The following is a 24,752-nucleotide window of genomic DNA, read 5'->3' on the forward strand; positions in this document are numbered from 1 at the left end:
AAGGCGGACCCGGCCCCGCCCGTCCGAAGTTCGGCCCCGCCCGACGCCGACGCCCCCGGACGGGGTGAAGACTCCCGAAAACGCGCGTTCCCGATGACTCCTCCGACCTCGACCGACGCCCCCTTCGCCATCACCGAGCGGGCCCGCCAGCGACTCGCGGCCGTCGCCGCCGGTGAGGGCGTCGACCTGGCCCAGACGTTCTTGCGCGTGGCCGTCGTGCCCGGCGGGTGCTCGGGCCTGACGTACGACCTCGGCTGGGACACCGTCGCCGGCCCGGCCGACGAGACGGTCGAGGTGGACGGGCTCCGGCTGGTCCTCGACCCCCGGAGTCTGGTGACCGTCGAGGGCACCACGCTCGACTTCACCGACGGCCTCGACGGCAAGGGCTTCCACTTCGACAACCCCCAGGCCGTCCGGACGTGCGCCTGCGGCGAGTCGTTCAGTCTCTGACGCGCGGCCAAAAAAGTAGCCCGCTGGCCTTACGGGGCCAGCGGGCTCAGGGGTGATACGTGGGACGGCACGTCATCACCTGGCCCAATGAACGGCGCGGTGCGGAACTGTGTGCCCGACATGTAGGGCTTTCGCCCATCTTCATCTTTATATCAGGAAAACCCCTGGTAGCCCATACCCCAACCTCACAAACGAGTGCGTGAAGGAGAAATCCTATCGTTGCGGACGAGTCCACTCGGAACAGCGAACGCCAGCCTAACCACCCGATGCGAGCTCCGAACGACGGCGGCCTCTCGGAGAGGCGCCTCGCGCCGAGTCGGGGCGGCCGGTCAGTCCAGCGTCCACGTGATCCGGTCGCCGGGGACGAGCCCGATCCGACGGGAGGCCCCGGCGGGGACCTCGACGACGAACTGGGCCGGCCCCTCCGACAGGACGTTGTCGAGCGAGTACGGCGTCGTGTTCTCGGCCACGTTGAGCAGCGTCGAGTCGGCGGCGTAGAACTGGATGTCGAGCGAGCGCGGCGTGTTCGCCATGTAGAACGCCTGGGGCTCGGCGGCGGGGAAGACGAAGAGCATCCCGGTGTCGTCGGGGATCTCGGACCGCTGCATCAGGCCCCGCGCCCGCGTCGAGTCGGTGTCGGCCACCTCGATGGCGATCGTCTTCAGCGTGTCGGCCCCGCGGACAAACGCGAGCCGGCCGTCGATCTGGAACGGGATGGACTCACCGGCCCGGGCGACGGGCTCGGCCGGCGGCTCGGCCGGGTCGGTGCAGGCGGCCAGGAGGAGGGCGAGGAGGACGGGCGACGCGCGCATTCCAGAGCGGGGGGACGGCCGGGAAGCTACCCCACCAGCCGGAGCGCCACGGCGTCGGCGACGGCGGCCCCCTCGATGGTCAGGCGGACGCGGCGGGCGCCGACCTCGACCAGGCCGGCCCCTTCGAGCGCGGCCAGCTCGGCCCGTCGCTCCGTGAGCAAGTCGACGCCGTAGTCCCGCTCGATCCGGTCGAGGTCGAGGCCGTCTTCCAAGCGGCGGAGCCCGAGCAGGACGGCCTCGTCGGCCAGCTCGTCCGGGCCGATCTGCTCGCGCCAGTCGACGGGGCTCTCGCCGGCGAGGAGCAGGCCCTGCCAGCGCCCGAGGTGGGCGACGTCGGCCCAGCGCCAGCCGCGGCTCCGGGTCTCGCGCCAGAACGAGTGGGCGCTCGGGCCGAGCCCGATCACGGTCCCGTGCGTCCAGTAGCTCTCGTTGTGACGGGACCTGTGGCCGGGCCGCGCGAACGACGAGACCTCGTAGTGCTCGAACCCGTGCCCGCCGAGGTAGTCGTGCGTGAAGAGGTACCGCTCGCGCAGCGTCTCGTCGCCCTCCGGGACCACGCGGCCCAGGTCGACCAGCTTGCGGAGCGGCGTCCGGTCTTCGACGGTCAGGCTGTAGGTCGAGACGTGCGTCGCGCCCAAGCGGACGGCCTTCTGGAGGTTGGCGCCCCAGTGCTCGAACGGCTGGTCCGGGACGCCGAAGATGAGGTCGACCGAGACGTCGCCGATCTCGGCCACGGCGGCTTCGACGCCAGCTTGGGCCTGGGCCGCGTCGTGGGCCCGGTTCATGAACGCGAGGTCGTCGTCGAAGAACGACTGGACGCCGAGCGACAGCCGCGTCACGCCGAGGTCGCGGGCCGCTCGGAGCCAGGCTGCTCCGTCGTCGCCGGACAGGTCCTCGGGGTTGGCCTCGACCGTGACCTCCGCCAACCCGGCCGTGTCGAAGTGGTCGTGCGCTGCGTCGATCACGCCCGCGAGCGCGTCCGGCGACAGCAGCGACGGCGTGCCGCCCCCGAGGTAGAGCGTCGCGAGGGGGGCCCGCTCGCGGTACTCCGCCCCCAGCCGCTCGGCCTCGGCCCGGATCGCACGGACGTAGCTGCCCTCGTCGCGGCGCGTCGTGGTAAAGTAGAAGTCGCAGTAGACGCAGCGCTGCGAGCAGAACGGGACGTGGACGTAGAGGCCGGCCAAGGGAGATCGGTATCCTGTCCCTCTCCAACCCCGACCCGACGCCATGGGTGCCCTCGCCGACCGAGTCATCGCCACCGCCGAGCGCCAGACCGGCTGCGAGATGCCGTACCTCCGCACGATCGCGGACACGTCGGGCGCCGCGTTCACCCGGTGGATGCTGGCGATGCCGGCGGCCCAGTACCGGAAGCGCGCCCCGCTCGACGCCTGGCACCTCGCGCGCCTCGGGGCCACCGTCGCCCAAGATTGCGGGACGTGCGTCCAGGTCATCGTCACGGTCGCCCAGCGCGACGGCGTCGCCGCGACCACGCTCCGCCAAGCCTTGGACGACCCGGACCGGCTCTACGACGACGCCCGCGCTGCCTACCGCTTCGGCCACTCCGTCGCCAGCCAGGCCGACGACGTGCTCGACCACGTGGCCCGGGTCGAGGCGCTGTTCGGCCACCAAGCGCACGTCGAGCTGGCGATGGCCGTGGCCACGTGCCACCTGTTCCCCGTCGTCAAGCGCGGGCTGGGGCAGGCGCTCGCGTGCTCGATGGTGACCGTCGAGGTGGAGTAGCTCGTTGAGGAATCTGGTTTCTCCGGTTCCCTCTGTGTCATCCTGAGCGCCAGCGAAAGATCTCAACGCAGAGTTCCAAGCCAGAGGGAACGGCGAGAGGAGGCTCGGAAATCGTGCGGCGATCCCCCACCTTCGCGGGGGCAGACTCTTCGCAAGCTCAGGATGACACGGGTGAGAGATGAAGCCGCCCTGCCGGCGACGCCGGTTGTCCAGCGGTCCACGGCGACGGGCCGCGCCACGACTGGGTTCGGTCCCCGACGGCCCTAGCTTTCAGCCGACCGCCCGGGACCCTCAGACTGCGAACCCGCGGGACCTGCCCGACCCGCGGAACCCGCCCGACTCCCCGCCCCCGTGCTCGACTTCGCCCGCTTGGCCGCCCAGATCGCCGACTTCGCCGCCTACCGCGTCGACGAGGACCGCTCGCACGGCCGGCGCTTGGACCGGGGCCACCGCGCCCTCGACGACTGCGCGCCCGGGTGGGAGGCGTTGCGGGACCGAGCGCTCGCGCAGTCCGGTGGGCCGCTCCGCGCCATCCCGCGGACGCGGCCGGACGAGTGCCACGGGTGCGAGCCCCGGCCGGCCACCGTGACGGTCGTCGCGACCGACGGCTCGCAGATCTTCCCCGACCGCCACGTCGAGCCAGCGTGCTACCTCTTGAACGTCGGCCGGGTCGCGTTCCACTATGGGACGCTCGACCCGCCGCTCATCCAGGCCGAGCCGACGCTCCGCTACCACCAACAAGACCTGGCGGACTTGGCCGAGGACGACTCGGACGCCTCCCCGCTCGACGCCACGTCCGAGGTCGTCTCCGCGCTCCGCGACGAGCTCGAACTCCGCTGGCTCTTCGACACCGCCGACCAGGAGCGCCGGAGCGGCCGGGCCGTCGTCGCGATGGCCGACGGGACGCTGATCCGCTGGATGCTGCGCGGGATGAAGAACCGGCGGCTCGAGACGCTCCTGCTCGCGCGTTACGTGGCCGAGCTCGACCGCTTCCGCGAGGCCGGCATCCCAGTCTGCTCGTACGTCTCGCGGCCGGCCAACGCCGAGGTCGTCAACCTGCTCCGGTTGCACCGGGACGAGCCGGACTGGGAGCCCGGGCCGGACTCGCTCCGCGGGCTCCAGGACCGCCATTTGTACCAACGGCGGCTGGCGGTCGGCGAGCGGTCGGCCGTGTTCCTGTCGCGGAGCGAGGTGCTGAAGGCCTACGGCGACCACCGGATCGTCGCGTTCTACGTCCACGGCTGCGGCGAGGTCGGCCGGGTCGAGATGCCGGAGTGGGTGGCCGAGGTCCCGGGTTGGCTGGGCCTGATCCACGCCGTCGTGCTGGATCAGTGCGAGAAGGGGGGCGGCTACCCGATCATCCTGCAGGAAGCGCATGAGCGGGCCGTCGTCCGCGCGCGCGAGAAGGAGGTGTTCTACCGGATCCTGGCCCGCCAGGCCCGGGGCGCCGGCGCCTCGGCCCCGACGTACTCGGGCAAGGCCGCGTCGAAGCAGGCGCCGAGAGTGTGACGAGGGATCAGGAATCAGGAATCAGGAGTCAGGGAGACGTCGAGCTCGCGTCGCCCGCCTTTGGCTGTTTCCTGAGTCCTCTTGCCTGACCCCTCCCCGCCCGTCGCCGAAGTCATCGCCTCCAGCACGCGCGAGATCGTGGCCGAGGTCTACCCCGATGCCGACGTGCCCGCGTTCGGGTCGTGGGTCGAGGTCGAGACCGAGGACGGGACCGTGCTCTACGGGTTGGTGAGCCACGCCGAGACCGGCAGCGTCGAGCCCGGCCGCCAGGCCGTCGCCCTCGGCGCCGACTACGACCGCGACCGGATCCGCCGCGAGATGCCCCAGATCTTGGAGCTGGTGCGGACGACCGCGAGGGCTCAGATCCTGGCGTACTGGGACGGCCAGACTCGGCGAGACGGCCGGCCGGTCGTCCGCCAGACGTTGCCGCCGCGACCGGCCGCGCTCCACGACCGCGTGAGTCTGTGCGGGCCCCAAGCCATCGCCGCGCTCGCCGCCCCGTTCGACGTGCTCCGGACGCTCGCGCGCCACCCCGACCCCGCCGTCCCCGCCGACGACCTGCTCGCGGCGGCACTCCGCAACCTGGTCGCCGCGCATGGCGGGGGTGCCGACGGCGACACGATCCTGGTCGAGGCCGGTCGCGCCCTGGCCCGGCTGCTCGACGACGACCACGAGCGGCTCCAGTCGATCCTGCGCCGGGTGGAGTAGGAGGTCGGACTGGCTGCCGTCTTCTGCCCGGGTGTGAGATGCCCAGGACGTCCGGAGCGGGGTCTGCTGCCAACGCCCGCTGTAGATTGCCAATCCAGCGCCGCTTGTCTAGCCCGTTCTCATGATCGTCACCATCGACAAGTTCGGCCGTGTCCTGATCCCCAAGCGGCTCCGCGACCGGCTCGGGCTCGCGCCCGGCGCTGAGCTCTCGCTCGACATCCACACCGGCGGCGACGGCGCTCCCACTCTGGAGATCCGCGCCGTCCCGGACCCCGACGACCCCGACGGCGGCTTGACCTACGTGGACGGCGTCCTCATCCACGACGGGAAGCTCGCTCCAGAGGGCCAGGACATCGCCGCGTTCATCAAGGCGCAGCGCGAGGCCCGGGCCCTCCGGCTGGCAGGCCTCGACCCCGACGTCCGGTGACCCGGACCGCCCTCGACACGTCGGTCCTCGTCGCCGCCCTCGAACGGGGCCACGAGCGCCACGAGACGGCGCGGCCCTACCTCCGGGCCGGGCGCGACGGCGACCGTGCCCTGGTCGTCTCCTCGCACGCCCTCGCGGAGACCTTCGCCACACTCACGGCCTTGCCGCTCGCTCCCCGGATCCCGCCGCGGAAGGCGCTCCGGCTTCTCGACGAGTCCGTCCTCTCGGTCGCCGAGGTGGTCGCCCTCGACGGCGACGACTACCGGGCCGTCCTCGCCCGGCTCGCCGACCTCGACCTCACGAGCGGCGCCGTGTACGACGCCCTCCACGTCCAGGCCGCCGAGAAGGCGGGCGCCGACGAGCTCGTCACGATCAACGGGCGCGACTTCCGGCGGATGCCGCCCCAGCTGCCCTGTCGCCTCGTCGTGCTTTGAGAAGAGGGTCGAGGCTGACTGCGCGTTCGGCTCTTGGACGACGACCACGAGCGGCTCCAGTCGGTCCTGCGGCGGGTGGAGTGACGTTCGCTCTCTAGCCGTTATTGCAACCTAAAAAATGACCCCCGTCCGCAGCGCGATCACCGGGACCGCCTCGCGCTCGCCGATCACCAGCGACGGGTTGATCTCGGCGTAGAGCGACGTCTCGGTCAGCGGGATCGCCCACCCGTAGCCAAGGTGGATCGACGTCCCCCCGCCGCCGCCGCTGAGCGGGACGAACCCGCCGAACCCGCCCAGCACGTACCGCGCCGACCGCCGCGACGGCAGCGTCACGATCACCGAGACCTGGGGGTTGAGCACGTAGCGCGCGTCGTCGGCCCCCTCGAACAGGTGGGCGCCGACGCCCAGGCTGGCGGCCACCGACACGTCGGCGTTGACGGGGAGCGCCACGCGCCCGCGGAGCCCGAGCGACGGGCCGTCCGGGATCACGTCCTGGCCGTAGACGGCCGTCGTGACGTCGAAGCCGACGCCGTAGCGGGGCTCGATGGAGCCGCCGCGCTGGGCCAGGGCGGCGGGCGCCAGCAGGAGGACGAGGAGGAGGACGCGCATGGAGGGGGAGGGGCGGGGCGTAGCTTGGGCGGACACGACTCGGCCGCCCATGGCGGCTCCAAAGTACCGACCGATGTCCGAGACCCCCGACCTCGTCCGCTCCCCCGCCCTCGCCGCTTCGGGCGATGGGTCGCCCGCTCACGACCGCCAGGACGCCGGCCAGTCCGGCGACCCCGCCGCGTTCCGCCCGCTCGGCCACGCGCCGGCCGGCGTCAGCAACGGGGCCTACGACCCGGCCGCGTTCGAGGGCTTGGACTTCTACCGGATCGACGACTTGCTGAGCGACGAGGAGAAGGGCCATCGGGATGCCGTCCGCGCCTACGTGTCCGAGGGGGTCTTGCCCGTCATCGAGCAGCACGCCCAGGCGTTGACGTTCCCGCTCGACGCCGCGCGTGGGCTGGCGGCGCTCGGCGTGATCGGCCCGACGATCCCGGCCGAGTACGGCGGGCTCGGCGCGTCGTCGGTGACGTACGGGCTGATGATGCAGGAGGTCGAGCGGGCCGACAGCGGGCTCCGCTCGTTCTGCTCGGTCATGGGCTCCCTCGTGATGTACCCCATCTACACCTACGGGTCCGAGGAGCAGAAGCGGCGGTGGCTCCCCCGACTCGCCACGGCCGACGCCATCGGCTGCTTCGCGCTCACCGAGCCCGACGTCGGCTCGGACCCCGGGTCGATGACGACGCGGGCCACGCGCGACGGCGACGAGTTCGTGCTCTCGGGCCACAAGCGGTGGAGCACGAACGCCTCCATCGCCGACGTCGCGGTCGTCTGGGCCAAGGACGACGCGGGCGACGTCCGCGGCTTCCTGGTCGAGACCGACCGGCCCGGCGTCTCGACGCCCCGGATCATGGACAAGTGGTCGCTCCGGGCGGCCGTGACCAGCGAGGTCGTGCTCGACGACGTCCGCGTGCCGGCCTCGGCGATGTTGCCCAACGTGAAGGGGCTGAAGGGGCCGCTGTCGTGCCTCAGCCAGGCCCGCTACGGGATCGCGTGGGGCGTGCTCGGCGCCGCGATGGCGTGCTACGACGCGGCCATCCAGCACACGACGTCGCGCGAGCAGTTCGGCCGGCCCGTCGCCGGCTTCCAGCTCGTCCAGAACCACATCGCCGACATGCTGGCCGACATCACCAAGGCCCAGCTCGTCGCGTGGCGGTTGGGCCGGATGAAGGACGAGGGCACCATGCGGCCCGCCCACGTCTCGCTCGCCAAGCGCGACAACGTGCGGACGGCGCTCGCGGTCGCGCGCCAGAGCCGCCAGCTTCTCGGCGGCAACGGCGTCCTCGGCATCTACCCCGTCATGCGCCACATGGCCAACCTCGAGTCGGTCGTGACCTACGAGGGGACCGACGAGGTCCACACGCTCGTGCTCGGCCAGGAGGCGACCGGCCTCAACGCCTTCTCGTAGCGCCGGGCGCAACGCGGGCGCCGATCTGGCCGTAGCTCTCGCTCCTCACCTCGCACTGTTATGATGGGACCTGGAGAAGTCATCGCCGCCATCGCCCTGTTCGTGGGGATGCCGTGGGCCGTGTTCACGGGGATCGCCAAGGTCAAGGCCGCAGGCGGAGGCGACCGGGCCCGGTCCGGCGGGTCCGAGATCCGCAAGAGCGAACTGGAGGCGATCATCGGGGTGGCCGTCGAGGACGCGACGGCCCCGCTCGTCCGGCGCGTCGAGGCGCTGGAGGCCATCGTGACGGAGGACGACGCCGCGTTCGACCGGATCGACCCGGCGGTCCTGGCCGGCGCGCTCGACGTCGAGTCCGAGGATGCGGGGCCGGCGGCAGCGCGTCGGCGGACCCGGTCCTAGACAATGCCGTCGGTCCGCCCGGCGCACGACGACGCTTTTTGGACAGCGCTGGCGGCGCGCGACTGGCGGCGCGTCCGCTGGCGCCGGAGCCGGTCGCCCGACGCGCCGCCCGAGGGCGCCGTCTGCGTGGCGTACGGGACGCCGATCCACCGGCGCGGCACGTACTACGTCCGCCCGGCCTACACCGACGGGGCCGCCTGGCTCAGCCAGCAGGCGTACGACGAGATGGTCCGCCGGACCGGGGGCCGCCGCGCCTCGCGGAGGTCGGGGACGCGCGACGAGCCGTAAATAGCCGGCGCTCCGACCGTTGTTGCCATGAGCGCCTCGACCCTCGCCTCCGCCGCCTTGCTTCTGGTCGTGCTCGCGTGGGCCGGCCTCACCGTCTGGAACTCGGCCGCTCGCGCCCGGCTCGACCGGATGAAGCCGGAGATCGGGGCGGCCTTCCAGGCCCACGCCGCCTCCTACGCCGAGCGAGGCGAGCTCCCGCCGCCGGTGTATTGGGACTTCCGCCGCGGCCGAGTCGCCGAGTACCCACCGGGAGTCGCGGAGGTCGTCCGGGGCGAGGGCGCCGGGGACTCCGAGGTCGGGTTCGCCGTGGCGACGGTCGTGCGTGCGGACGCGGTCGAGGGCGAGCGGTGGCCGGTGTGGATGTGGGGGGTGGGCGTGGGGTTCGTTCCGCCCGGCCTGTTCCACGGGCTCTTCGGCGCGGCGTCGGCCGCGCTCCTCGTCCTCTGGTTGCGGCTCCGCGCCGGCTGACCCGCCGGAGCCGAGCGGGTCGGCAGCCAGAGGGCCGGCCCGCGTCCTCGGCCCGACGCTGCCAGCTACTCCAGCGGGACGAAGGCGAGCCCGTGGTTCGGGTTCATCGGGACCACGAGCTGGTGGGCCCCGGCGTCGTAGCACATCGAGGCCGCCGTCGGGATGCCGCGCGCGATCAGCTCGGCGGTCTCGCCTGGGCGGATGCGCGAGACGCCGCCGTGGGCGATGCTGCTGACGTACTTCGCCCCGTCCTCCAGGATCACGAGGCCGTCGCCGCCCGCCTGCGCCGCCCGCTCGGTCTTCACCCACTTGCCGGACCGGGTAAACGTGAGGACCGCGTCGTCGCCGTAGTTGGCGACGACCAGGCGGCCGCCCGGGTCGAGGGCGATCCCGTTCGGCTGGACCAGCGGCGCGCCCTCGACGACGACCGACGCCGCGCCGTCCGGGTCGATCCGCCAGACCCGCCACGTCGAGGGGTCCGGGTCGTCTCCGAGGTCGCCCGTCTGGGTGGCGAAGACCGTTCCGTCGTCCGCGACGGCGACGTCGTTGAGCCAGGGGGCGCCCTCGACGCGGACACTCCGGACCGGCGCGCCCGTTCGCACGTCGAACTGGCGGACGACGCCCACGCTCGGGTCGTCGGGGCCCGTGCCCCCGTCGCGGTCGGCGACGGTGAGGAGGCCGCCGGCGATCTCGCTGCCCAGCGGCTCGTTGAGCACGAGCGGCGGCGCCAGCCCGGCGCGCTCGCCCGGCCCCTGGACCCCGATCCACCGGACCGTGTGGACCGACCCGTCCGAGCGGACGAGCGAGACCCAGGCGTCGTTGGTCTGGACCGACTGCGGGGCGCCCCGGTTGGGGACCACGATCAGGCCGCGCTCGGCGTCGTAGGCGCAGCTCTCGGCGGCGTAGATGGCGCCGTAGACCGTGACGTTGGGGGAGGTCGCCTGGAACGCCCCGTCCGCCCCGCGGACGCCGAGCGAGTCGCCGACGGCGAACGGCCGGGCGTCCTGCGCGAGCGCTGGAGGGGCCGCGGCTACGAGGAGCGCGGCGGCGAGGGATGGGAGTCGGGTCATGGGTGCTCGCAGATCGGCTCGGGCTCGATGGTGTGGCCGTCCCGGACGCTGCTGAACGTCAAGGCCAGGAGCGCCCACGACTCGCCGTGGCGCTGGTACACCTCGGTCACCGCGAAGGGGTTCGTGACCTCGGTGCCCCCCACCTCCGCCAGCAGCGTGATCCGGTTCCAGACGACGGCCGTGTTGCCGAACGTCTCGACCACGGCCTCGTGGACGTCGGCCTGTTTGTACCAGATGCCCCCGCTCTCGATGACGTCGAGCTCGCGCGCCGTCCCCCACGTCCCGCCCATGTGGACGAACCGGGCGTCGGGGTGGAAGAGGGCCGCGAGGGCGTCCCCGTCGCGGTCAGCCATCCACAGCCACTTCTGGAGGGACAGGTCGAGGAGCTCCTGCCCATCGTACACGGCCTCGGCGGGCGCCGCAGCGGCGTCGGGCGGCGCCGCCACGCGCGTCGGGGCGCACGCCCAGAGCATGGCCGCCAGGATGAGGAGGACGGTCGGGGAAGGCTTCATGGGGGTGGTCGCCGGGGGGCTAGTCCTGCGGCAGCGGGGCCTCCACGCCCGACATCACCTGGACAGAGTCGGGGAGGCGGGCGCCCCGGACCTCGACGGCCGACACGTCCGCCGTCAGCTCTGCGAGCTCCGACGCCGTGAGCTCGACGTCGGCCGCGCCGACGTTCTGGCGGAGGTGGGCGACGTTCGTCGTCCCGGGGATCGGGACGATCCAGGGCGCCTGGGCCATCAGCCACGCGAGCGCGATCTGGGCGGGCGCGGCGTCCTTCCGCTCGGCCCACCGCTTCACCACCTCGACGAGGGCCACGTTGTGCTCGAGGTTCTCGGGCGAGAACCGGGGCTCGAGCCCGCGGAAGTCGCCCGGGGCGAACCGCGTCTGCGCGTCGATGGCGCCGGTGAGGAAGCCCACGCCGAGCGGGCTCCACGGGACGAACCCGATCCCGAGCTCCCGGCACGTCGGCAAAACCTCGGCCTCCGGTCCGCGCCACAACATCGAGTACTCGCTTTGGACGGCGGTCACCGGGAGCGTGGCGTGGGCGCGGCGCAACGTGCCGAGGCCCATCTCGCTCAGGCCCCAGTGGAGGACCTTCCCCTCGGCCATCAAGTCCGAGACGGCCCCGGCCACGTCCTCGATGGGCACCTCGGGGTCGACGCGGTGCTGGTACAGGAGGTCGATCCGGTCGGTCTGGAGCCGCCGGAGCATCCCCTCGACGGCCCGCTTGATCCGGGCGGGGCGGCTGACCCGGCCGCCGCGCCGCTCGCCCGTCTCGAGGTCGACGTCGAACCCGAACTTCGACGCGATCACGACCTCGTCGCGGACCGGCGCGAGGGCGTCGCCGACGATCCGCTCGGCCTCGTGCGGGCCGTACGCCTCGGCCGTGTCGAAGAAGGTCACGCCGAGGTCGACGGCCGAGCGGACGAGCCGGACCATGTCGGGCCGGTACGGGACCGTCGTCTCGTAGCGGCGGGCCACGTTCTGGACGCCCATCCCGACGGCGGAGACCTCGAGCGCGCCGAGCGTCCGCCGGCCGGGGTCCGAGGCCGGGTGGGGCGGCGGGGTGGCCCGGGCGGTCTCGGCCGAGGCCCGCGCGGGCGCGCAGGCTACGAGCGCGAGCAGTGGGGCGCCGGCGCCGAGCCGGGTGAGGAACTGGCGGCGGGGGAGCCCGGTCGGGGCGGGACGGTCGGTCATGGTCGGGGAGGGGGCGCCGATGGATCGGGGCTCCGGGGCGGGGAGGGAGCCGCGTCGTTCGGCCTCATGGTATGGACTGTCCGCGCCGATCCCGTAGGACGATTGTCCGCGATGATTGTCCGATCCTCCAGCGAGCGGGAGGCCCGTCGACTCCGCCCGTATCCTCGCGGCACCGCCCTGCCCGCCCCGCGATGCCCGCCACTGACCCTCCGGCTGCCCCGCTCCGCCACGACGACCCCCGCGCCCGCGCCGACCGCGCCGAGCTGGCCGAGCGGATCGCCGCGGCCGTCCCCGACGACGGGCGCGCGGAGCCGGTCCCCGGCCTGCACCTGATCCGGTCGGGGACGCCCCGCGTCCCGTTCTACGCGGTCCTCCGGCCGTGCTTCTGCGTGATCGCCCAGGGTGCGAAGTCGCTCCTGCTCGGCGGGGAGAGCTATCGCTACGACCCGTTCCGCTACCTCTTGGTCTCGGCCGACCTCCCCGTCTCGGGCCGGATCGTTGAGGCCTCGCCGCGCGAGCCGTACCTCGGCTTGCGGCTCGACCTCGACCCGGCGCTCGTGAGCCAGGTCTTGGTCGAGGCCGGCGGCGCGCCGTCGACGGGGGCGTCGGAGCGGCGGGCGCTCGACGTGAGCCCGCTCGACGCCGACCTCTTGGACGCCACGCTCCGGCTCGTCCGGGCCGCCGAGTCGCCGCGTGAGGCGGCCGTGATCGCCCCGCTCGTCACGCGCGAGATCGTCTACCGGCTCTTGGTGGGCGACCAGGGCGACCGGCTCCGCCACGTCGCCGTGCTCGGCGGGCAGGCCCACCGGATGGCCGAGGCGGTCCGCCGGCTCCACCGCCAGTTCGACCAGGCGGTCCGGATGGAGGAGCTCGCGGCCGACCTCGGGATGAGCGCGTCGACGTTCTACCAACGGTTCAAGGCCGTGACCGGGATGACGCCGCTCCAGTTCCAGAAGGAGGTCCGGCTCCAGCGAGCCCGCCGGCTCCTGCTGGACGGCGACCTCGACGCGGCGACGGCGGGGTACCGCGTGGGCTACAACGACCCGTCGCACTTTAGCCGGGACTACAAGCGGCAGTTCGGGGCGCCGCCGGCCCGGGACGTCGAGCGGCTCCGGGAGGCCGCCGGCGCTCCGGCTCTCGGCTGACGCCGAGGAGGCCCCGCGCTCGGCTCGGGCCCGGCCTCAGTCGCCGCCGAGCCCGAACGGGAGGTCGAGCCGGTCGCCGCGGCGGAGCGGGACGACGGTCGTGTACACCAACTGTCGGTCCTCGTCGTAGGCCTGGACGCTCATCCGGGTCCGCGTCATCGAGACGGCCATGAAGCCGGGCGTGCGGAGCGCGAACAGCGTGTTGGGCGTCTCGACCACCTCGCGCGTGAGCGACCCGGCGCCCGAGACGAAGTAGTCGATCGGCGAGCCGTCGGGCCGGTGGTGTTGGAGGTTGTGGTCGTGGCCGGCGAAGTAGGCGTTGACGCCGGTCCGCTCGAAGACGGGGACGAGCTGCTCGACCAGCCGCTCGTTGTCCGAGTAGCGGACCGACCCGACGTAGATCGGGTGGTGGCCGACGACGATCTTCCAGGTCGCGTCCGAGTTCTCCAGCGTCCGCTCGAGCCACGTCAGCTGGTCCTCGACGTCCCAGTCGCCGGTGTCCGAGAACCGGGCCTTGTAGGACTCGGGGTAGGCCAGCGGCGTCGTGTCGAGGAACACGAACTGGACCCGGGTCTCGTCGTCGATCGCGAGCGTCTCCGAGTAGTACTGGGCCGGGAGGTACCACCGCTCGCTGGTCTCGGTGTAGGCGATCTGGGCCGGCACGTCGCCCTGCCAGTCGTGGTTGCCCAGCGTCGAGTACCACCGGCTCTGGAGCGACGGCGCTGTGTAGATGGCCTCGAACGACCGGGTCCACTTGACGTCGTCGACGCCGGTGACGCCGGCGAGGTAGAAGTTGTCGCCGGTCGAGATCGTGAACCGGCTCTCGACCGCCTCGCCCACGTCGCCCATCGCGCGGGCGACCTCGGCCTGGTTGAAGAACCCGTTCCGCCCCCAGTCGCCGACGACGAGGAAGTTGAACGCGGACGAGTCGAAGGGCGCCGGCTCGGCCTCGGCCAGCGCGACCGGGTCGGGCACGCGCTGGCCGACGGGCTGGGGCGTCCCGCACCCGGCGAGGAGGGCGGCGACGAGGGCGAGGGCGGAAAGGCGAGCGGGCATCACAGTGGCGTAACGCGCGAGCCGGCGTCAGACGTTCCCGGCCGGCGGGATCTCACCGCAGGATTTCAACGGAGGCGCCGACCGGGACCGGGAAGCGGGCGGCCCCGTCCCACATCGCCTCGACCTCGGCCCCGTCGACGGTCACGCGCGCCGGCGCGGCGTCGAGCCCGTGGACGACGACGTCCCAGCCGGCCCACTCGGGCACGTGCGCGCCGACGACCGAGCACGCCAGGCGGACCGCCGCGCCGTCGTCGGCCAGGTCGAGCCGGCCGAGCCAGGCGTCGCCGTGGCCGTCGCCGGCGTCCTCGTAGAGCCACGACGTGTACCGCCCGCGCGCGGGGTAGACGCGGAGCTCCAGCCGCTCGACGGGCTCGCCCGAGTGCTGACGGACGGGCCCCAGCGCGAGCACCGACCCGGCCCGGACGTAGAGCGGGACCCGGTCGAGCGGCGTCGCGGTCCAGACCGACTGCCGGCCCTCCAGCCGCTCGCCCGTCCAGAAGTCGACCCAGCCGGCGTCGGCGTCGGGCAGGTAGATCTCGCGCTCGGCCTGGCCCTCCTCCACGACCGGGTGCGCCAGCAGGCTGTCGCCGACGTAGAACGCCAGCGGGCTCGTCCGGCGGACCGTCTCGTCGGTGGGGTGGACGAGCGGGAGCGGGCGCAAGATCGGGGTCCCGTGCGTGGCCGCCTGCCACAGCGCCGTGTAGAGCGTCGGGAGCAGCCGGTAGCGGAGCTCGATGGCTTGACGGCACACGCGCCCGACCTCGTCGCCGAACAGCCACGGCTCCTGGCGCGGCGTGTCGACGGCCGAGTGGTTCCGGAAGAGGGGCGTGAGCGCGCCGACCTGGGTCCACCGCGCCAGCAGCTCGCCCGTCGGGTGCCCGACGAACCCGCCGACGTCGGCCCCGGTGAACGTCATGCCCGAGACGCCGAGCGACAGGCACGTCTGGATCGCCAGCCGGAGGTGGTCCCACGTGGCCGAGTTGTCGCCGGTCCAGCTCGTCCCGAACCGCTGGCTCCCGGCGTAGGCCGCGCGCGTGATCGTGAACGGGCGCCGGTCGGGCGCGAGCTGGGTCAGCCCCTCGTGCGTGGCCCGCTGCATCTGCATCCCGTACACGTTGTGGGCCTGGGCGTGGCTGCCGCCCTCGCCGTCGAGCGCGTGCCGGGCCTCGTCCGGGATCGTGCCCACGTCGTGCTCGGCGTCCATCGAGCCCTCGACGTGGGCCACGCTGAACAGGGCCGGCTCGTTCATGTCGTTCCAGATCCCGTCCACGCCGTCGCGGACGAGCCCCTCGTGGAGCCCGCCCCACCAGTCGCGCACGTCGGGGTCGGTAAAGTCGGGGAAGGCGCAGCGGCCCGGCCACACCTCGCCGTGGACCTCGGCGCCGTCGGGGTAGCGGACGAAGGCGTCGCGGTCCTGGCCTTGGCGGTAGACGGCGTAGTCCGGGTCGTCGGCCTTGACGCCGGGGTCGATGATGACGACGGACCGGAACCCGTCCGCGTCGAGGTCGGCCAGGAGCCCGGGCGGGTCAGGGAACCGCTCGCGGTCCCAGGTGAACACGCGGTACCCGTCCATGTAGTGGATGTCGAAGTAGAGCGCGTCGCACGGGATCCGGCGCTCGCGGAAACTGGCGGCGACCTCGCGGACCTCGGCCTCGTTCATGTACGAGTACCGGCACTGGTGGTAGCCGAGCGCCCACCGCGGGAGCATCGGCGTCCGCCCCGTCAGCCGCGCGTACGCCTCGACGACGCCGAGCGGCGTCGGCCCGTGGACCACGTAGAGGTCGAGCGCGCCGCCGTCGGCGTGGTACGCCATCCGCCCGGCGTCGCTGGCGCCGAGGTCGAACCGGGCGCGGAACGTGTTGTCGTAGAACAGCCCGGCGGCGGCCTCCTCGCCCTGCTTCAGCACGAACGGGACCGACTTGTAGAGCGGGTCCGTCCCGCGCTGGTACTTGTAGGCGTCCGTGTTCCACAGCTCGACCCAGTGGCCGCGCCGGTCGAGCGAGAGCGCCTTGTCGCCGAGCCCGAACAGCCGGTCGGCCGGCTCCAGCGACACCGTGTGGCCGACGCCCTCGTCCGGCAGCGCGTGGCCGTCGACGAGCACGCGCCCGCCGGCCCGCTCCGTCACGACGAACGCGCCGGTCTCGGCCGTGACCCGGATCCGGAGCGCGGCCGTCTCGACCTCGACCACGTCGCCGCCGTCCCGCGCGGCCCACGCCGACGGCCCGTCCCACCGGGCGTCCGGGTCGAGCGCGTACGACGGCCGCGCAGACGGGACCTGCCCCGGCCGGACGTGCCGCACCCGGACGACGTCGTCGCTCAGGGCGTCGAGGTGGAGCGCGCCGACGGGCGTCGGGACGACGAGCGCGCCGACGGTCTCGGCGGGGGCGAGGAGGGGGGACGACATGGGGAGGAGTCTAAAGAAGAAGTGTCGGGTAGCCGGTCGTGGACCCCCCGCTTCCCTTCCGGTCGCGGAGCCTGTCCTGAGCGGAGCCGAAGGGCTCCCAGGTCGGAAAGCTGTCCCCCTTCAAGGGGGACAGTTCGTCCGCCCGTTGAGCGAAGCGATGGGCGGCCGGACGGGGGGTCCGCTCGCGAGGCGCCAGAACGCTAGCGGACTTCGACGCGCTCGACGTCGGTCCGCGTGCGGACGACGAGCCAGGGCCCGTCCTCGACGGCGGACGTCTCGGCATCGGCGCCGTCCGTCGCGACCGGGCGGCCGTCGACGGTGACGGCGCGGGCGTCGCCGAGCGGCGCGAGCGGGATCCGCCACTCGAACGCGCGGTGGGGAACCCCCCGGTCGCCCTCGCGGCGGAGGGTGGCCGCGAACCCGTCGCCGTCCGCCAGGTCGACGTGCAGGCGGAACGCGTCGCCGTCCTGGAAGGCGTAGCTGATCCCGTCGTCGAAGTAGAACGACGAGGTGCCGGCGCCGGGGAACGCCCACAGCGTCAACGTGTCCGGGTCGGCGTCCATCGTCGTCAGCGCGGGCGGGTCGAGCGCGACGACGCCGCCGGCGCGGCCGAACAGCGGCATCGTGTCGAGCGGCGCGTCGACGGTCCAGCGCTGGCCACCCGGGATCGCTTGGCCGGTCCAGACGTCGGTCCACCCGCCGGCCACGTCGGGGAAGTACACCTCGCGCTGGCGGGCCCCGTCCGTGACGACGGGCGCGGCCATCAGCGTCTGGCCGAGGTACATCTGGTCGTCGCAGCCGTGGTGCGTGTTCGGGTCGTCGGGGTGCTCCAGCACGAGCGCCTTGAGCGGCGGCTCACCGGTCCGCGTGCAGGCCTCGAAGGCCGAGTAGATCGTCGGCAAAAGGCGGTAGCGCAGCGTGAGGTACTCGCGGCAGATCCCCTCGACCTCGTCGCCGAAGCTCCACGGCTCCTGCTGGTCGATCTCCTCGTGCGAGTAGTGCGTCCGCATGAACGGGTACAAGACGCCGGCCTGCATCCAGCGCGCGAAGAGCTCCGGCGACGGGCTCCCGGCAAACCCGCCGATGTCGGGGCCGCAGAACCCGAGCCCGCTCAGGCTCAGCGACTGGCAGATCCGGAGCGACAGCAACAGGTGCTCCCACGACGACACGTTGTCGCCGGTCCAGGCCGCGGCGTAGCGCTGGCTCCCCGAGAAGCAGGCGCGCGTGAGAAGGAACGGCCGCTCGTCGGGGCGGACCGCCCGGAGGCCGTTGTGCGTGGCCTGGGCCATCAGCAGGCCGTAGACGTTGTGGGCCTCGCGGTGGTCGGTCGGGCCGGTGCCCCGGTCCTCGAATGCGAACCGGACGTCGTCGGGGAAGTCGCGCCCGCCCAGGATGGCCGGCTCGTTCATGTCGTTCCAGAACCCGGTCACGCCGGCGTCGAGGTAGCGCTGGTGCGTCTCGCCCCACCACCGCCGCGCCTCGATTTTGGAGAAGTCGGGCCAGTGGACGTCGCCGGGCCAGACGGTGTCGGTAAAGTCGGTCCCGTCGGGGGTCTCGCAGAACAGCCGCCGCGTGGTGCCCTCGACGTAGGCGAAATAGTCGGGATCCACCTTGACGCCGGGGTCCACGATGACGACGGTCCGCACGCCGAGCTCTTTGAGGTCGTCGGTGAGCGCGGTCGGGTCGGGGAACGCCTCGGGGTCCCAGGTGAACACGCGGTACCCGTCCATGTAGGCGATGTCGAGGTGGATGCACTCGAGCGGCATCCCGCGGCGGCGGAACTCGTGGGCGATCCAGCGCGCGTAGCCGTCGTCCTGGTAGTTCCAGCGGCTCTGGTGGTACCCGAGGGACCACTTGGCGGGCATCGGCTTGTGGCCTGTGAGGTCGCAGTAGCGGCCCAGCGGGCGCTTGAGCCCGGCCGGCTCGCCCGGCGCCGGGGCGAAGGCGTAATACCGGAGCTCGCCGTCGTCGCTGCCGAACCACCAGTCGTCGCCCGAGCCCGCGCCGAGGTCCATCTCCGAGCGGTAGGTGTTGTCCGAGAACAGGCCGGCTCCGGTCCACCCGCCGTCGGCGTCGGGCTGGAGGACGAGCGAGAACGGGATCGACTTGTAGATCGGGTCCTGCTCGGGCGCGTAGGCGTAGGTGTCGGCGTTCCAGAACGTGAGCTGGCGGCCGGCCCGGTCGAGCTCGAACGTCTTGTCGCCCTGGCCGAAAAAGCGGGTGTCCGGCGCGAGGGCCTTCCAGCAGCGCGTGACCGTCCGCCCGTCGACGTCGGCCCAGCCGGCGCCGGCGGTGTCTTGAAGAAACGGCCGCCCGTCGGGCGTCTCGAACGACAACCGGCAGGGCGACTTCCGGATCCGCACGGTCATGGCGTCGGTCGCGACGGACCACTCGGCGTCGGACTCGACGAGGGCCGGGGCGAGCCCGTCCCACCGCCGGTCGGGGTCGAGCGCGTACGAGAACGGCGTCTCGTCGGCGTCGGCCCCGTGGCCGGCGAGTGTGAAGTCGCCGGTCGGCGCGAGGCGGACCCGGGCCACGTCGTCCGCGAGGAACGAGACGGCCAGCCTCGGGCCCCCGCAGTCGACCACGACCGTCGAGCCGACGACCGTCGCCGACACGGCGTCGCCGAGCAGCGTGAACCGGTCGTCGGGGACGGCGGCGAAGGGGCGGGGGAGGGCGGCGGGCCCGGAGGCGTAGGAGCTCATCGGCAGGGTGAAAGCGCTTACCCGCCAAGATACCGACGGGGCGCGGCTCTCCCGCGTGAGGCCTCGGCGGAGGCGGGACCGTCGCAGCTCGGATGCGTGATTCGTGATGCGTGATTCAGCGCAGGAGGGTCACGCATCACGAATCACGCATCGGCCACGCTCAACCTGCCAGAATCCCCGTGCCGCCCCGCTAGCTCGACACCGTCTGCCGGATCCGCTCGGCCACCGCCTCGTTCGACGTGACCGCCGAGAAGATCATGGCCCGGCGCCGCCACGAGACCACGAACCGGCCCTCGACCACGCGCGAGTCGACCGGCGTCGGCTCGCTGAGCGCGGCGTAGGTCCCGTCCGGCAAGTCGAACGCCGCGCCGACCCGGTCGAGCAGGATGTAGTCGTAGGCGAAGACCGTGGCCCGCTCGCCGTCGGCCCCCTCGTAGCGGAACGCGGGGACCTGGACGTCGCTCGGCGACGTGCCGGGCGACGGCTGGACCTCCCCGATCGACGGGATCCCGACCCCGACGACCGTCAGCGAGGGGAGGTCGGGCGGGGCCACGTCCCAGCCGAGCGCGTCCAGGACGAGTGACCGGGCCGCGTTCGGGTCGGTCGTGGTGAGGTCCGGGAGGAACGTGTCGGAGGTCTCGACGAGGTGGACCAGGACGTCGTCGGCCTCGCCCGGGCTGGGCCAGAGCCACCACGCCGTCCCGGCGACCCCGGCGACGACCAGGAGCACGAGCAGGGCCCCGGTCGCCGGGCGCCACGCCCGCCGGGCGTCCGGGGGAGGCGGGGTGGACCGGGTCTGGACGCGCTCGAACGCGGGGAGGCCGTCGACGCCGGCCTCGGCCTCGGGAGACGGGTCGGTCATCGGGCGGAGGAGGCGAGCCGGTGCGGGGCCGGCTCGGCGCGGGGCGCGTCGAACACCAGGTGGACCGTGTCGCCGCGGTGGACCGAGAGCAGGCGCGAGGCGTGGCCCCGGTTGACGGCGACCTCGAGCATGCCCGAGCTCCCGAACAGCGTGAGCGGGTCGCCGGCGCCGACCTCGGCGTACGTCCGGCCGTGGCTCCGGAACACGCCCGAGCCGACGTAGCACTTGAACGTGCGGCCGTCGGCGTGGCGGTCGAAGTCCTCGCGCGAGATGTTCGTGACGCAGTTCCCGAACTGGTCGACGTGCAAGACCATCCCGAACACGCCCTGGTCGTCGGTCCGCGCGAGCGGCCAGTGGAGCGAGGCCAGCTCGTCGACGGGCGGGCCGAGCGCGGCGAGGTCGGCGCCGACGGCGAGCCGGGCCGCGGCCGGCCCGAACACGTCGCGGCCGTGGAACGTCGCGCTCGCGTCCGGCGCCGTGGTCAGCTCGACGACCTCGGTCACGGCCTCGGGCCCGGCCACGAGCGCGAGCAGGCCGTTGTCGGGCCCGACGAACCGCTGGGGCGCCCCGGCCGCCGTGAACCGGGCGGCGATGGCCCGGCGGTCCGTGCCCACGCCGGGGTCGACGACGGCGAGGTGGACCGTGTCCGGCGGGAAGTGGCCGACGACCTGGCGGAGCGCGAACGCGGCCGTCATCACGTCCTGGGCCGGCACCTCGTGCGTCACGTCGACGAGCCGGACGGCCGGCGCCGCGCACACCATCGCCCCCTTCATGGCGGCGACGTAGCCGTCGCGGAGGCCGAAGTCGGTGGTCAGCGTGACGATCACGGCGGGGAGGGGGCGCCCGGCCAAAATACGCCGGCTCTCTCGCCCCGCCCGTCCCCCTATCTTGGCCGCCTCCCGCCGACCGCCCGTGGACGCTCCCGACCCCGCCCCGACCCCGGCCGACGCGCTCAGCGAGCGCGGCCGGCTCGCGCTCGACGAGTTCGTCCGGCTGTGGGGCGAGATGGCCTCGCACTGGGGCATCAACCGGACGATGGCCCAGATCCACGCGCTCCTCTACGCGACGGCCCAGCCGCTCGACACCGACGAGATCATGGAGCGGCTCGAGATCAGCCGGGGCAACGCCAACATGAACCTGCGCGCGCTCGTCGACTGGAACCTGGTCCGCAAGACGAGCCAGCCGGGCTCGCGGAAGGACTACTTCCTCGCCGAGGACGACGTCTGGACCCTGGCCACGACCATCATCGAGGAGCGGCAGCGGCGCGAGATCCGGCCGGTCCAGCGCGCGCTCGACGGCGTCGCCAGCGAGCTCCGCGACGCCCCCGCGACCGTCCCGGCCGACGCCGCGCTCGCCGACCGCGTCGAGGCGCTCGTCGAGATCATCGACGTGTTCGACGGGTTCACCCAGGCGCTCTTGCCGCTCGTCCGCGGGCGCAACACGGACAAGGTCCGCCGGGTCACCCGGTTCGCCTCGAAGCTGCGCCGCTCGCGCGACCGGAATGGCGACGACCGCTGAGATCGGCCGCCGGGGCGAGGACGTGGCCGCGGCCTACCTCGAAGCCCGGGGCTACCGGATCCTGGACCGGAACGTCCGGTTCCTCCGCGAGGAGGTCGACCTCGTCGCCTTCCAGCCGACGGCACGGGACGACGGGGGGATGATCGTGTTCGTCGAGGTCAAGGCCCGGAGCGGCGGCGGGTTCGGGCGGCCCGAGGACGCCGTCGACGCGGCCAAGCAGCGAGCGATCATGCGCGTCGCCGAGGCCTACCTCCACGAGCGTCGGCTCATCCCGTCGCCGACGCGGTTCGACGTGGTCGCCGTCCACTTCGGGCGGGGCGAACCCCGGGTCGAGCACTTCGAGAACGCCTTTGGCTACTTCGTCTAACGTGTTGTCCGGCAACGTGCCGGGTCGCGGACCTCTCGTCCTCGTTCACGGCGGCGCGTGGGACATCCCGGCCGACGAGACCGACGCCCACCTCGACGGGCTCGAGCGCGCGCTCCGGGTCGCCCGCCGCGCCGTCGAGCGCGGTGCCGACGCCCTTAGCGTCGCCGTCGAGGCCGTGGCCGCGCTCGAAGACCACCCGGCGTTCGACGCCGGCCGGGGTGCTGTCCTGGACCGCGACGGGCAGCCCCAACTCGACGCCGGCGTCATGGACGGGCCGACGTTGCGGTGGGGCGGCGTCGCCCACGTCCGCCGGCTCAAGAACCCCGTCCGCACGGCGCGAGCCTTGGTCGAGGCGGACGGGCAGGCGCGGCTGCTGGTGGGGGAGGGGGCCGAGCGGTTCGCGGCCGAGCTCGGCCACCCCGCCGTGCCGCCGTCGGCGCTCGTCGTCGAGCGCGAGGTCGAGCGGCACGCCCGCCTGGCGGCCCACGCCGCGTTCCACACGAGCGCCGCGTTCTCCGGCGCGATGGACGTGCCGCGCGGGACCGTCGGGTGCGTCGCGCGGGACCCCAGGGGGCGGCTGGCGGCGGCGACCTCGACCGGCGGCGCCCCGTTCACGCGCGCCGGCCGCGTCGGCGACTCGTCGATCCCCGGCGCCGGCTACTTCGCCGACGGGTTCGGGGCGGCCTCGGCCACGGGCTGGGGCGAGGCGATCCTGACGACTCAGCTCGCGGCTCGGGCCGTGGCCGCCGTCGGGCGCGGAGAGCCGCCCGCCCAAGCCGCGCGCGACGCCGTCGCGGATCTGGCCGAGCGCGTCCGGTGGCCCGGCGCCGCGCTCGCCACGGGCGGCCTGATCGTGGCCGCCGCCGACGGCACGGCCGGCTGGGCGTTCTCGACGCCCCGCATGGCGCGCGGCTGGTGGCGCCCCGACGAGTCCGTGTGGACCGGCCTCGACCGACCTACCAGCCCGTCCGACGAGGCGTAGGCGCTGCCGGCGGAGGCGTCATCGGAGGGCGCTGGGCCGGGGGCACCGGGGCTTTGGCCACGTCCGCCGAGGTGTCGTCATTGGCCCGGTCGCGGACGACGCGCCGGGGCGTCGGCCAGCGGCGGGCGGTGGGCGGGACGTAGCGCGTGCCGAGCGACGAGTCGGGCTGGCGGGGGACGGCGGCCGGGGCCGTCCCCGGTGCCGGCGGCGTCATCGCGATCAGGGCGGGCCGGACGCCGCCCGTGGTGCCGGGCCGGACCTCGGTCCCCGCGAAGTAATAGGCCAGGATCTCGCGGTAGCCCCGGCCGGCGCGGGCCTGGCCCAGCGCGCCGTACTGGCTCATCCCGACGCCGTGGCCGAACCCGCTCCCCTCGAACACGTAGCGACCCCCGTCCGTCGTGATCTCGAACCGGGTGCTCCGGACCGTCCGTGCCCCGACGGCCCCGTTGACGGCCTGGCGGAACGCCGAGCCCGAGATGGTCTCTGTCCGCCCGCCGACTAAGCGGACCGTCACGACGCGCCCGGACCGCGACCGCCGCTCGACGGTGACGTCGCGGACGGTCCCGCCGTAGCGGCGGCTGAGCGCCCCGAGCACGGCGGCGCGGTCGGCCGACGTCCGCCAGCGGTGGTCCGGCGCGTCGGCGTCGAACGGGTCGGGGACGCCGCGGAGGTAGGGGACGGGGGCGCCGGCCCAGACGGCGTCGTTGTCGGCCGTGTGGCCGCCCGACGACGAAAAGTAGGCGGCCTCGGCGAGCGTGCCGCCGTAGGTCAGCACCTCGCCCCGGGTCTCGGCGGCGGCCCGGCGGCTGAGGTCGGTCGCCGGGCCGCTCCCGCGGTAGACCTGGGAGCGCTGGTCGTCGTCGAGGTCGTAGGTCGGGTGCGCGCCGGCCCGCCGCGCGGCGTAGGTCCGCGCGAGCACGGCCTGCGCCTTGGCCCCCTCCAGCACGGGGAACCCGAACTCGCTCTGGACAACGCTCGCCACGTAGGGCTCGACCGGCGCGTGCGTGACCAGCTCGAGCCGGTCGCCCGCTCGCCCGACGACGAAGTCGCCGGGGTACTCGCGCGTGGTCGACCCGGCCCGGAGCCGGACGCCATCGCCCGCCAGCCGGACCGTCCGGCCTGAGAGGTCGGCCCCGCCGACGCGGACGCGGACGTCGCGGCCCCGCCCGCTGAGAGTGGCCGTCTCGCCCGGCACGAGCGGGGAGCCCTCGATCCCATCGACAAACACGCGGAGCGGGCCCGCCAGCGGCTCGACCCGGACCTCCGTCGGTGCTTGCGAACTGAGGACGCGGACCCGGACGACGTCTGGAGCGGGCTGGGCGAGCGCGGGCGCCGCCAGGACCGTGGCGAGCAGGGCGTACCGGAGGAGTCGCATGGGGAGAGGGACGGTGGCCCGTTCGTTTCGGCGGTCCGCCCGTCCGAGATAAGCGGAAGAGACGAGAGGGGCCACGACGCGGGGCAAGGTAGACACGCCGTCCCGACGGGCCGAGAGCACGGGTGCTGAGGGCCAGTGCGAGCGCGTTCTCCCTACCGTGTCCCCGTAAGCGGGATGCGACACATCCTGAGCGTGCGAAGGATCTCAGCACGTACCGTCGAACTTGTCGGCACCGTCCCCTACGGCCTGGGAACCTCGCGTTGAGATCCCCCGCCTTCGCGGGGGCAGGCTCTTCGCTGCGCTCAGGATGACAGGTTT

General features: G+C 73.5%; 26 protein-coding genes. 14 read left to right on the forward strand and 12 right to left on the reverse strand.

What is annotated here, in order from left to right; translation table 11 throughout:
- Positions 1-93: 93 nt before the first annotated feature.
- Entirely contained in the window at positions 94-450 is a 357-nt protein-coding gene (locus ACOOHE_RS09590) for a HesB/IscA family protein (protein ID WP_420457579.1), read from the forward strand.
- A gap of 329 nt (positions 451-779) precedes the next feature.
- Here the strand turns inward: ACOOHE_RS09590 and ACOOHE_RS09595 are convergent, their stop codons facing one another.
- Together ACOOHE_RS09595 and hemW are read right to left on the reverse strand one after the other, a co-directional pair.
- Complete coding sequence (locus ACOOHE_RS09595; RefSeq protein WP_420457580.1) at positions 780-1,262, reverse strand: DUF192 domain-containing protein; 483 nt, start codon at positions 1,260-1,262, stop codon at positions 780-782.
- 26 nt (positions 1,263-1,288) lie between these two features.
- Complete coding sequence (hemW, locus tag ACOOHE_RS09600; protein WP_420457581.1) at positions 1,289-2,446, reverse strand: radical SAM family heme chaperone HemW; 1,158 nt, start codon at positions 2,444-2,446, stop codon at positions 1,289-1,291.
- 43 nt (positions 2,447-2,489) lie between these two features.
- On the opposite strand from hemW, the gene ACOOHE_RS09605 reads away from it, so the two are divergent.
- The 5 genes from ACOOHE_RS09605 (at position 2,490) to ACOOHE_RS09625 (ending at position 6,080) form a co-directional block, all read left to right on the forward strand.
- Positions 2,490-3,002: a hypothetical protein gene (locus ACOOHE_RS09605; RefSeq protein WP_420457582.1), complete on the forward strand. Its 513-nt coding sequence runs from the start codon at positions 2,490-2,492 to the stop codon at positions 3,000-3,002.
- Between the two features lie 351 nt (positions 3,003-3,353).
- Positions 3,354-4,511 carry a DNA double-strand break repair nuclease NurA gene (locus ACOOHE_RS09610; protein WP_420457583.1) on the forward strand — a complete coding sequence of 386 codons (1,158 nt, stop codon included), beginning with the start codon at positions 3,354-3,356 and terminating at the stop codon, positions 4,509-4,511.
- Between the two features lie 81 nt (positions 4,512-4,592).
- Positions 4,593-5,219, forward strand: a complete 627-nt coding sequence (locus ACOOHE_RS09615; RefSeq protein WP_420457584.1) for a hypothetical protein — start codon at positions 4,593-4,595, stop codon at positions 5,217-5,219.
- A gap of 121 nt (positions 5,220-5,340) precedes the next feature.
- Positions 5,341-5,646 (forward strand): AbrB/MazE/SpoVT family DNA-binding domain-containing protein, encoded by a 306-nt coding sequence (locus tag ACOOHE_RS09620; RefSeq protein ID WP_420457585.1) that lies wholly within the window; start codon positions 5,341-5,343, stop codon positions 5,644-5,646.
- Positions 5,643-6,080 (forward strand): PIN domain-containing protein, encoded by a 438-nt coding sequence (locus tag ACOOHE_RS09625; RefSeq protein ID WP_420457586.1) that lies wholly within the window; start codon positions 5,643-5,645, stop codon positions 6,078-6,080. Before ACOOHE_RS09620 ends, ACOOHE_RS09625 begins: the two co-directional genes overlap by 4 nt.
- 111 nt (positions 6,081-6,191) lie before the next feature.
- On the opposite strand, the gene ACOOHE_RS09630 is transcribed toward ACOOHE_RS09625, so the two are convergent.
- Positions 6,192-6,689 carry a hypothetical protein gene (locus ACOOHE_RS09630; RefSeq protein ID WP_420457587.1) on the reverse strand — a complete coding sequence of 166 codons (498 nt, stop codon included), beginning with the start codon at positions 6,687-6,689 and terminating at the stop codon, positions 6,192-6,194.
- 73 nt (positions 6,690-6,762) lie between these two features.
- On the opposite strand from ACOOHE_RS09630, the gene ACOOHE_RS09635 reads away from it, so the two are divergent.
- From ACOOHE_RS09635 to ACOOHE_RS09650, 4 genes are all read left to right on the forward strand, one after another.
- Positions 6,763-8,094 carry an acyl-CoA dehydrogenase family protein gene (locus ACOOHE_RS09635; protein ID WP_420457588.1) on the forward strand — a complete coding sequence of 444 codons (1,332 nt, stop codon included), beginning with the start codon at positions 6,763-6,765 and terminating at the stop codon, positions 8,092-8,094.
- 63 nt (positions 8,095-8,157) lie between these two features.
- Complete coding sequence (locus ACOOHE_RS09640; protein ID WP_420457589.1) at positions 8,158-8,493, forward strand: hypothetical protein; 336 nt, start codon at positions 8,158-8,160, stop codon at positions 8,491-8,493.
- 3 nt (positions 8,494-8,496) lie between these two features.
- A complete protein-coding gene (locus ACOOHE_RS09645; protein ID WP_420457590.1) occupies positions 8,497-8,781 on the forward strand; it encodes a hypothetical protein in 285 nt (94 codons plus the stop codon).
- A gap of 27 nt (positions 8,782-8,808) precedes the next feature.
- A complete protein-coding gene (locus tag ACOOHE_RS09650; protein ID WP_420457591.1) occupies positions 8,809-9,249 on the forward strand; it encodes a hypothetical protein in 441 nt (146 codons plus the stop codon).
- Positions 9,250-9,314: 65 nt separating this feature from the next.
- Here the strand turns inward: ACOOHE_RS09650 and ACOOHE_RS09655 are convergent, their stop codons facing one another.
- The 3 genes from ACOOHE_RS09655 to ACOOHE_RS09665 are packed head-to-tail and all read right to left on the reverse strand — an operon-like array spanning position 9,315 to position 12,020.
- Positions 9,315-10,319 (reverse strand): SMP-30/gluconolactonase/LRE family protein, encoded by a 1,005-nt coding sequence (locus ACOOHE_RS09655; protein WP_420453875.1) that lies wholly within the window; start codon positions 10,317-10,319, stop codon positions 9,315-9,317.
- Entirely contained in the window at positions 10,316-10,831 is a 516-nt protein-coding gene (locus ACOOHE_RS09660) for a nuclear transport factor 2 family protein (protein WP_420453876.1), read from the reverse strand. Before ACOOHE_RS09660 ends, ACOOHE_RS09655 begins: the two co-directional genes overlap by 4 nt.
- Positions 10,832-10,850: 19 nt before the next feature.
- Positions 10,851-12,020, reverse strand: a complete 1,170-nt coding sequence (locus ACOOHE_RS09665; RefSeq protein WP_420453877.1) for an aldo/keto reductase — start codon at positions 12,018-12,020, stop codon at positions 10,851-10,853.
- 191 nt (positions 12,021-12,211) lie between these two features.
- Between ACOOHE_RS09665 and ACOOHE_RS09670 the strand changes: the two genes are divergently transcribed.
- Complete coding sequence (locus tag ACOOHE_RS09670) at positions 12,212-13,165, forward strand: AraC family transcriptional regulator (RefSeq protein ID WP_420453878.1); 954 nt, start codon at positions 12,212-12,214, stop codon at positions 13,163-13,165.
- 36 nt (positions 13,166-13,201) lie between these two features.
- Here ACOOHE_RS09670 and ACOOHE_RS09675 read toward each other — a convergent pair whose 3' ends face one another.
- From ACOOHE_RS09675 to ACOOHE_RS09695, 5 genes are all read right to left on the reverse strand, one after another.
- Positions 13,202-14,221 carry a purple acid phosphatase family protein gene (locus tag ACOOHE_RS09675; protein WP_420453879.1) on the reverse strand — a complete coding sequence of 340 codons (1,020 nt, stop codon included), beginning with the start codon at positions 14,219-14,221 and terminating at the stop codon, positions 13,202-13,204.
- Between the two features lie 52 nt (positions 14,222-14,273).
- Entirely contained in the window at positions 14,274-16,625 is a 2,352-nt protein-coding gene (locus tag ACOOHE_RS09680; protein ID WP_420453880.1) for a TIM-barrel domain-containing protein, read from the reverse strand.
- Positions 16,626-16,825: 200 nt separating this feature from the next.
- On the reverse strand, positions 16,826-19,330 hold the full coding sequence (locus ACOOHE_RS09685) for a glycoside hydrolase family 31 protein (protein WP_420453881.1): 2,505 nt from the start codon (positions 19,328-19,330) through the stop codon (positions 16,826-16,828).
- Positions 19,331-19,520: 190 nt separating this feature from the next.
- Positions 19,521-20,192 (reverse strand): hypothetical protein, encoded by a 672-nt coding sequence (locus tag ACOOHE_RS09690; RefSeq protein WP_420453882.1) that lies wholly within the window; start codon positions 20,190-20,192, stop codon positions 19,521-19,523.
- A complete protein-coding gene (locus tag ACOOHE_RS09695; protein ID WP_420453883.1) occupies positions 20,189-21,019 on the reverse strand; it encodes an SAM hydrolase/SAM-dependent halogenase family protein in 831 nt (276 codons plus the stop codon). Before ACOOHE_RS09695 ends, ACOOHE_RS09690 begins: the two co-directional genes overlap by 4 nt.
- An 85-nt stretch (positions 21,020-21,104) precedes the next feature.
- Here ACOOHE_RS09695 and ACOOHE_RS09700 point away from each other — a divergent pair, with 85 nt between their 5' ends.
- From ACOOHE_RS09700 to ACOOHE_RS09710, 3 genes are read left to right on the forward strand one after another with little or no spacing between them, the layout of a single operon-like run.
- Positions 21,105-21,710, forward strand: a complete 606-nt coding sequence (locus tag ACOOHE_RS09700; RefSeq protein ID WP_420453884.1) for a GbsR/MarR family transcriptional regulator — start codon at positions 21,105-21,107, stop codon at positions 21,708-21,710.
- On the forward strand, positions 21,694-22,077 hold the full coding sequence (locus tag ACOOHE_RS09705) for a YraN family protein (protein ID WP_420453885.1): 384 nt from the start codon (positions 21,694-21,696) through the stop codon (positions 22,075-22,077). The genes ACOOHE_RS09700 and ACOOHE_RS09705 overlap by 17 nt, the downstream gene beginning before the upstream one ends.
- Positions 22,061-23,059, forward strand: coding sequence for an isoaspartyl peptidase/L-asparaginase family protein (locus tag ACOOHE_RS09710; RefSeq protein ID WP_420453886.1), 999 nt, complete (start codon positions 22,061-22,063; stop codon positions 23,057-23,059). Before ACOOHE_RS09705 ends, ACOOHE_RS09710 begins: the two co-directional genes overlap by 17 nt.
- On the opposite strand, the gene ACOOHE_RS09715 is transcribed toward ACOOHE_RS09710, so the two are convergent.
- The gene (locus ACOOHE_RS09715) at positions 23,034-24,434 is read right to left on the reverse strand and encodes a SpoIID/LytB domain-containing protein (protein WP_420453887.1); all 1,401 of its coding nucleotides are present in this window, start codon (positions 24,432-24,434) and stop codon (positions 23,034-23,036) included. The genes ACOOHE_RS09710 and ACOOHE_RS09715 overlap by 26 nt on opposite strands.
- Between the last annotated feature and the right edge of the window lie 318 nt (positions 24,435-24,752).

It is taken from the genome of Rubrivirga sp. (assembly GCF_965213695.1).
In the GTDB taxonomy this organism is placed as follows: Bacteria; Bacteroidota; Rhodothermia; order Rhodothermales; family Rubricoccaceae; genus Rubrivirga.

What these genes read in the sequence shown, in the direction of transcription:
- ACOOHE_RS09590 (WP_420457579.1), top strand. Translation starts at nt 94, where the DNA reads ATGACTCCTCCGACCTCGACCGACGCCCCCTTCGCCATCACCGAGCGG.
- ACOOHE_RS09595 (WP_420457580.1), bottom strand. Translation starts at nt 1,262, where the DNA reads ATGCGCGCGTCGCCCGTCCTCCTCGCCCTCCTCCTGGCCGCCTGCACC.
- ACOOHE_RS09605 (WP_420457582.1), top strand. Translation starts at nt 2,490, where the DNA reads ATGGGTGCCCTCGCCGACCGAGTCATCGCCACCGCCGAGCGCCAGACC.
- ACOOHE_RS09620 (WP_420457585.1), top strand. Translation starts at nt 5,341, where the DNA reads ATGATCGTCACCATCGACAAGTTCGGCCGTGTCCTGATCCCCAAGCGG.
- ACOOHE_RS09630 (WP_420457587.1), bottom strand. Translation starts at nt 6,689, where the DNA reads ATGCGCGTCCTCCTCCTCGTCCTCCTGCTGGCGCCCGCCGCCCTGGCC.
- ACOOHE_RS09635 (WP_420457588.1), top strand. Translation starts at nt 6,763, where the DNA reads ATGTCCGAGACCCCCGACCTCGTCCGCTCCCCCGCCCTCGCCGCTTCG.
- ACOOHE_RS09640 (WP_420457589.1), top strand. Translation starts at nt 8,158, where the DNA reads ATGGGACCTGGAGAAGTCATCGCCGCCATCGCCCTGTTCGTGGGGATG.
- ACOOHE_RS09645 (WP_420457590.1), top strand. Translation starts at nt 8,497, where the DNA reads ATGCCGTCGGTCCGCCCGGCGCACGACGACGCTTTTTGGACAGCGCTG.
- ACOOHE_RS09650 (WP_420457591.1), top strand. Translation starts at nt 8,809, where the DNA reads ATGAGCGCCTCGACCCTCGCCTCCGCCGCCTTGCTTCTGGTCGTGCTC.
- ACOOHE_RS09655 (WP_420453875.1), bottom strand. Translation starts at nt 10,319, where the DNA reads ATGACCCGACTCCCATCCCTCGCCGCCGCGCTCCTCGTAGCCGCGGCC.
- ACOOHE_RS09660 (WP_420453876.1), bottom strand. Translation starts at nt 10,831, where the DNA reads ATGAAGCCTTCCCCGACCGTCCTCCTCATCCTGGCGGCCATGCTCTGG.
- ACOOHE_RS09665 (WP_420453877.1), bottom strand. Translation starts at nt 12,020, where the DNA reads ATGACCGACCGTCCCGCCCCGACCGGGCTCCCCCGCCGCCAGTTCCTC.
- ACOOHE_RS09670 (WP_420453878.1), top strand. Translation starts at nt 12,212, where the DNA reads ATGCCCGCCACTGACCCTCCGGCTGCCCCGCTCCGCCACGACGACCCC.
- ACOOHE_RS09675 (WP_420453879.1), bottom strand. Translation starts at nt 14,221, where the DNA reads ATGCCCGCTCGCCTTTCCGCCCTCGCCCTCGTCGCCGCCCTCCTCGCC.
- ACOOHE_RS09680 (WP_420453880.1), bottom strand. Translation starts at nt 16,625, where the DNA reads ATGTCGTCCCCCCTCCTCGCCCCCGCCGAGACCGTCGGCGCGCTCGTC.
- ACOOHE_RS09685 (WP_420453881.1), bottom strand. Translation starts at nt 19,330, where the DNA reads ATGAGCTCCTACGCCTCCGGGCCCGCCGCCCTCCCCCGCCCCTTCGCC.
- ACOOHE_RS09690 (WP_420453882.1), bottom strand. Translation starts at nt 20,192, where the DNA reads ATGACCGACCCGTCTCCCGAGGCCGAGGCCGGCGTCGACGGCCTCCCC.
- ACOOHE_RS09705 (WP_420453885.1), top strand. Translation starts at nt 21,694, where the DNA reads ATGGCGACGACCGCTGAGATCGGCCGCCGGGGCGAGGACGTGGCCGCG.
- ACOOHE_RS09715 (WP_420453887.1), bottom strand. Translation starts at nt 24,434, where the DNA reads ATGCGACTCCTCCGGTACGCCCTGCTCGCCACGGTCCTGGCGGCGCCC.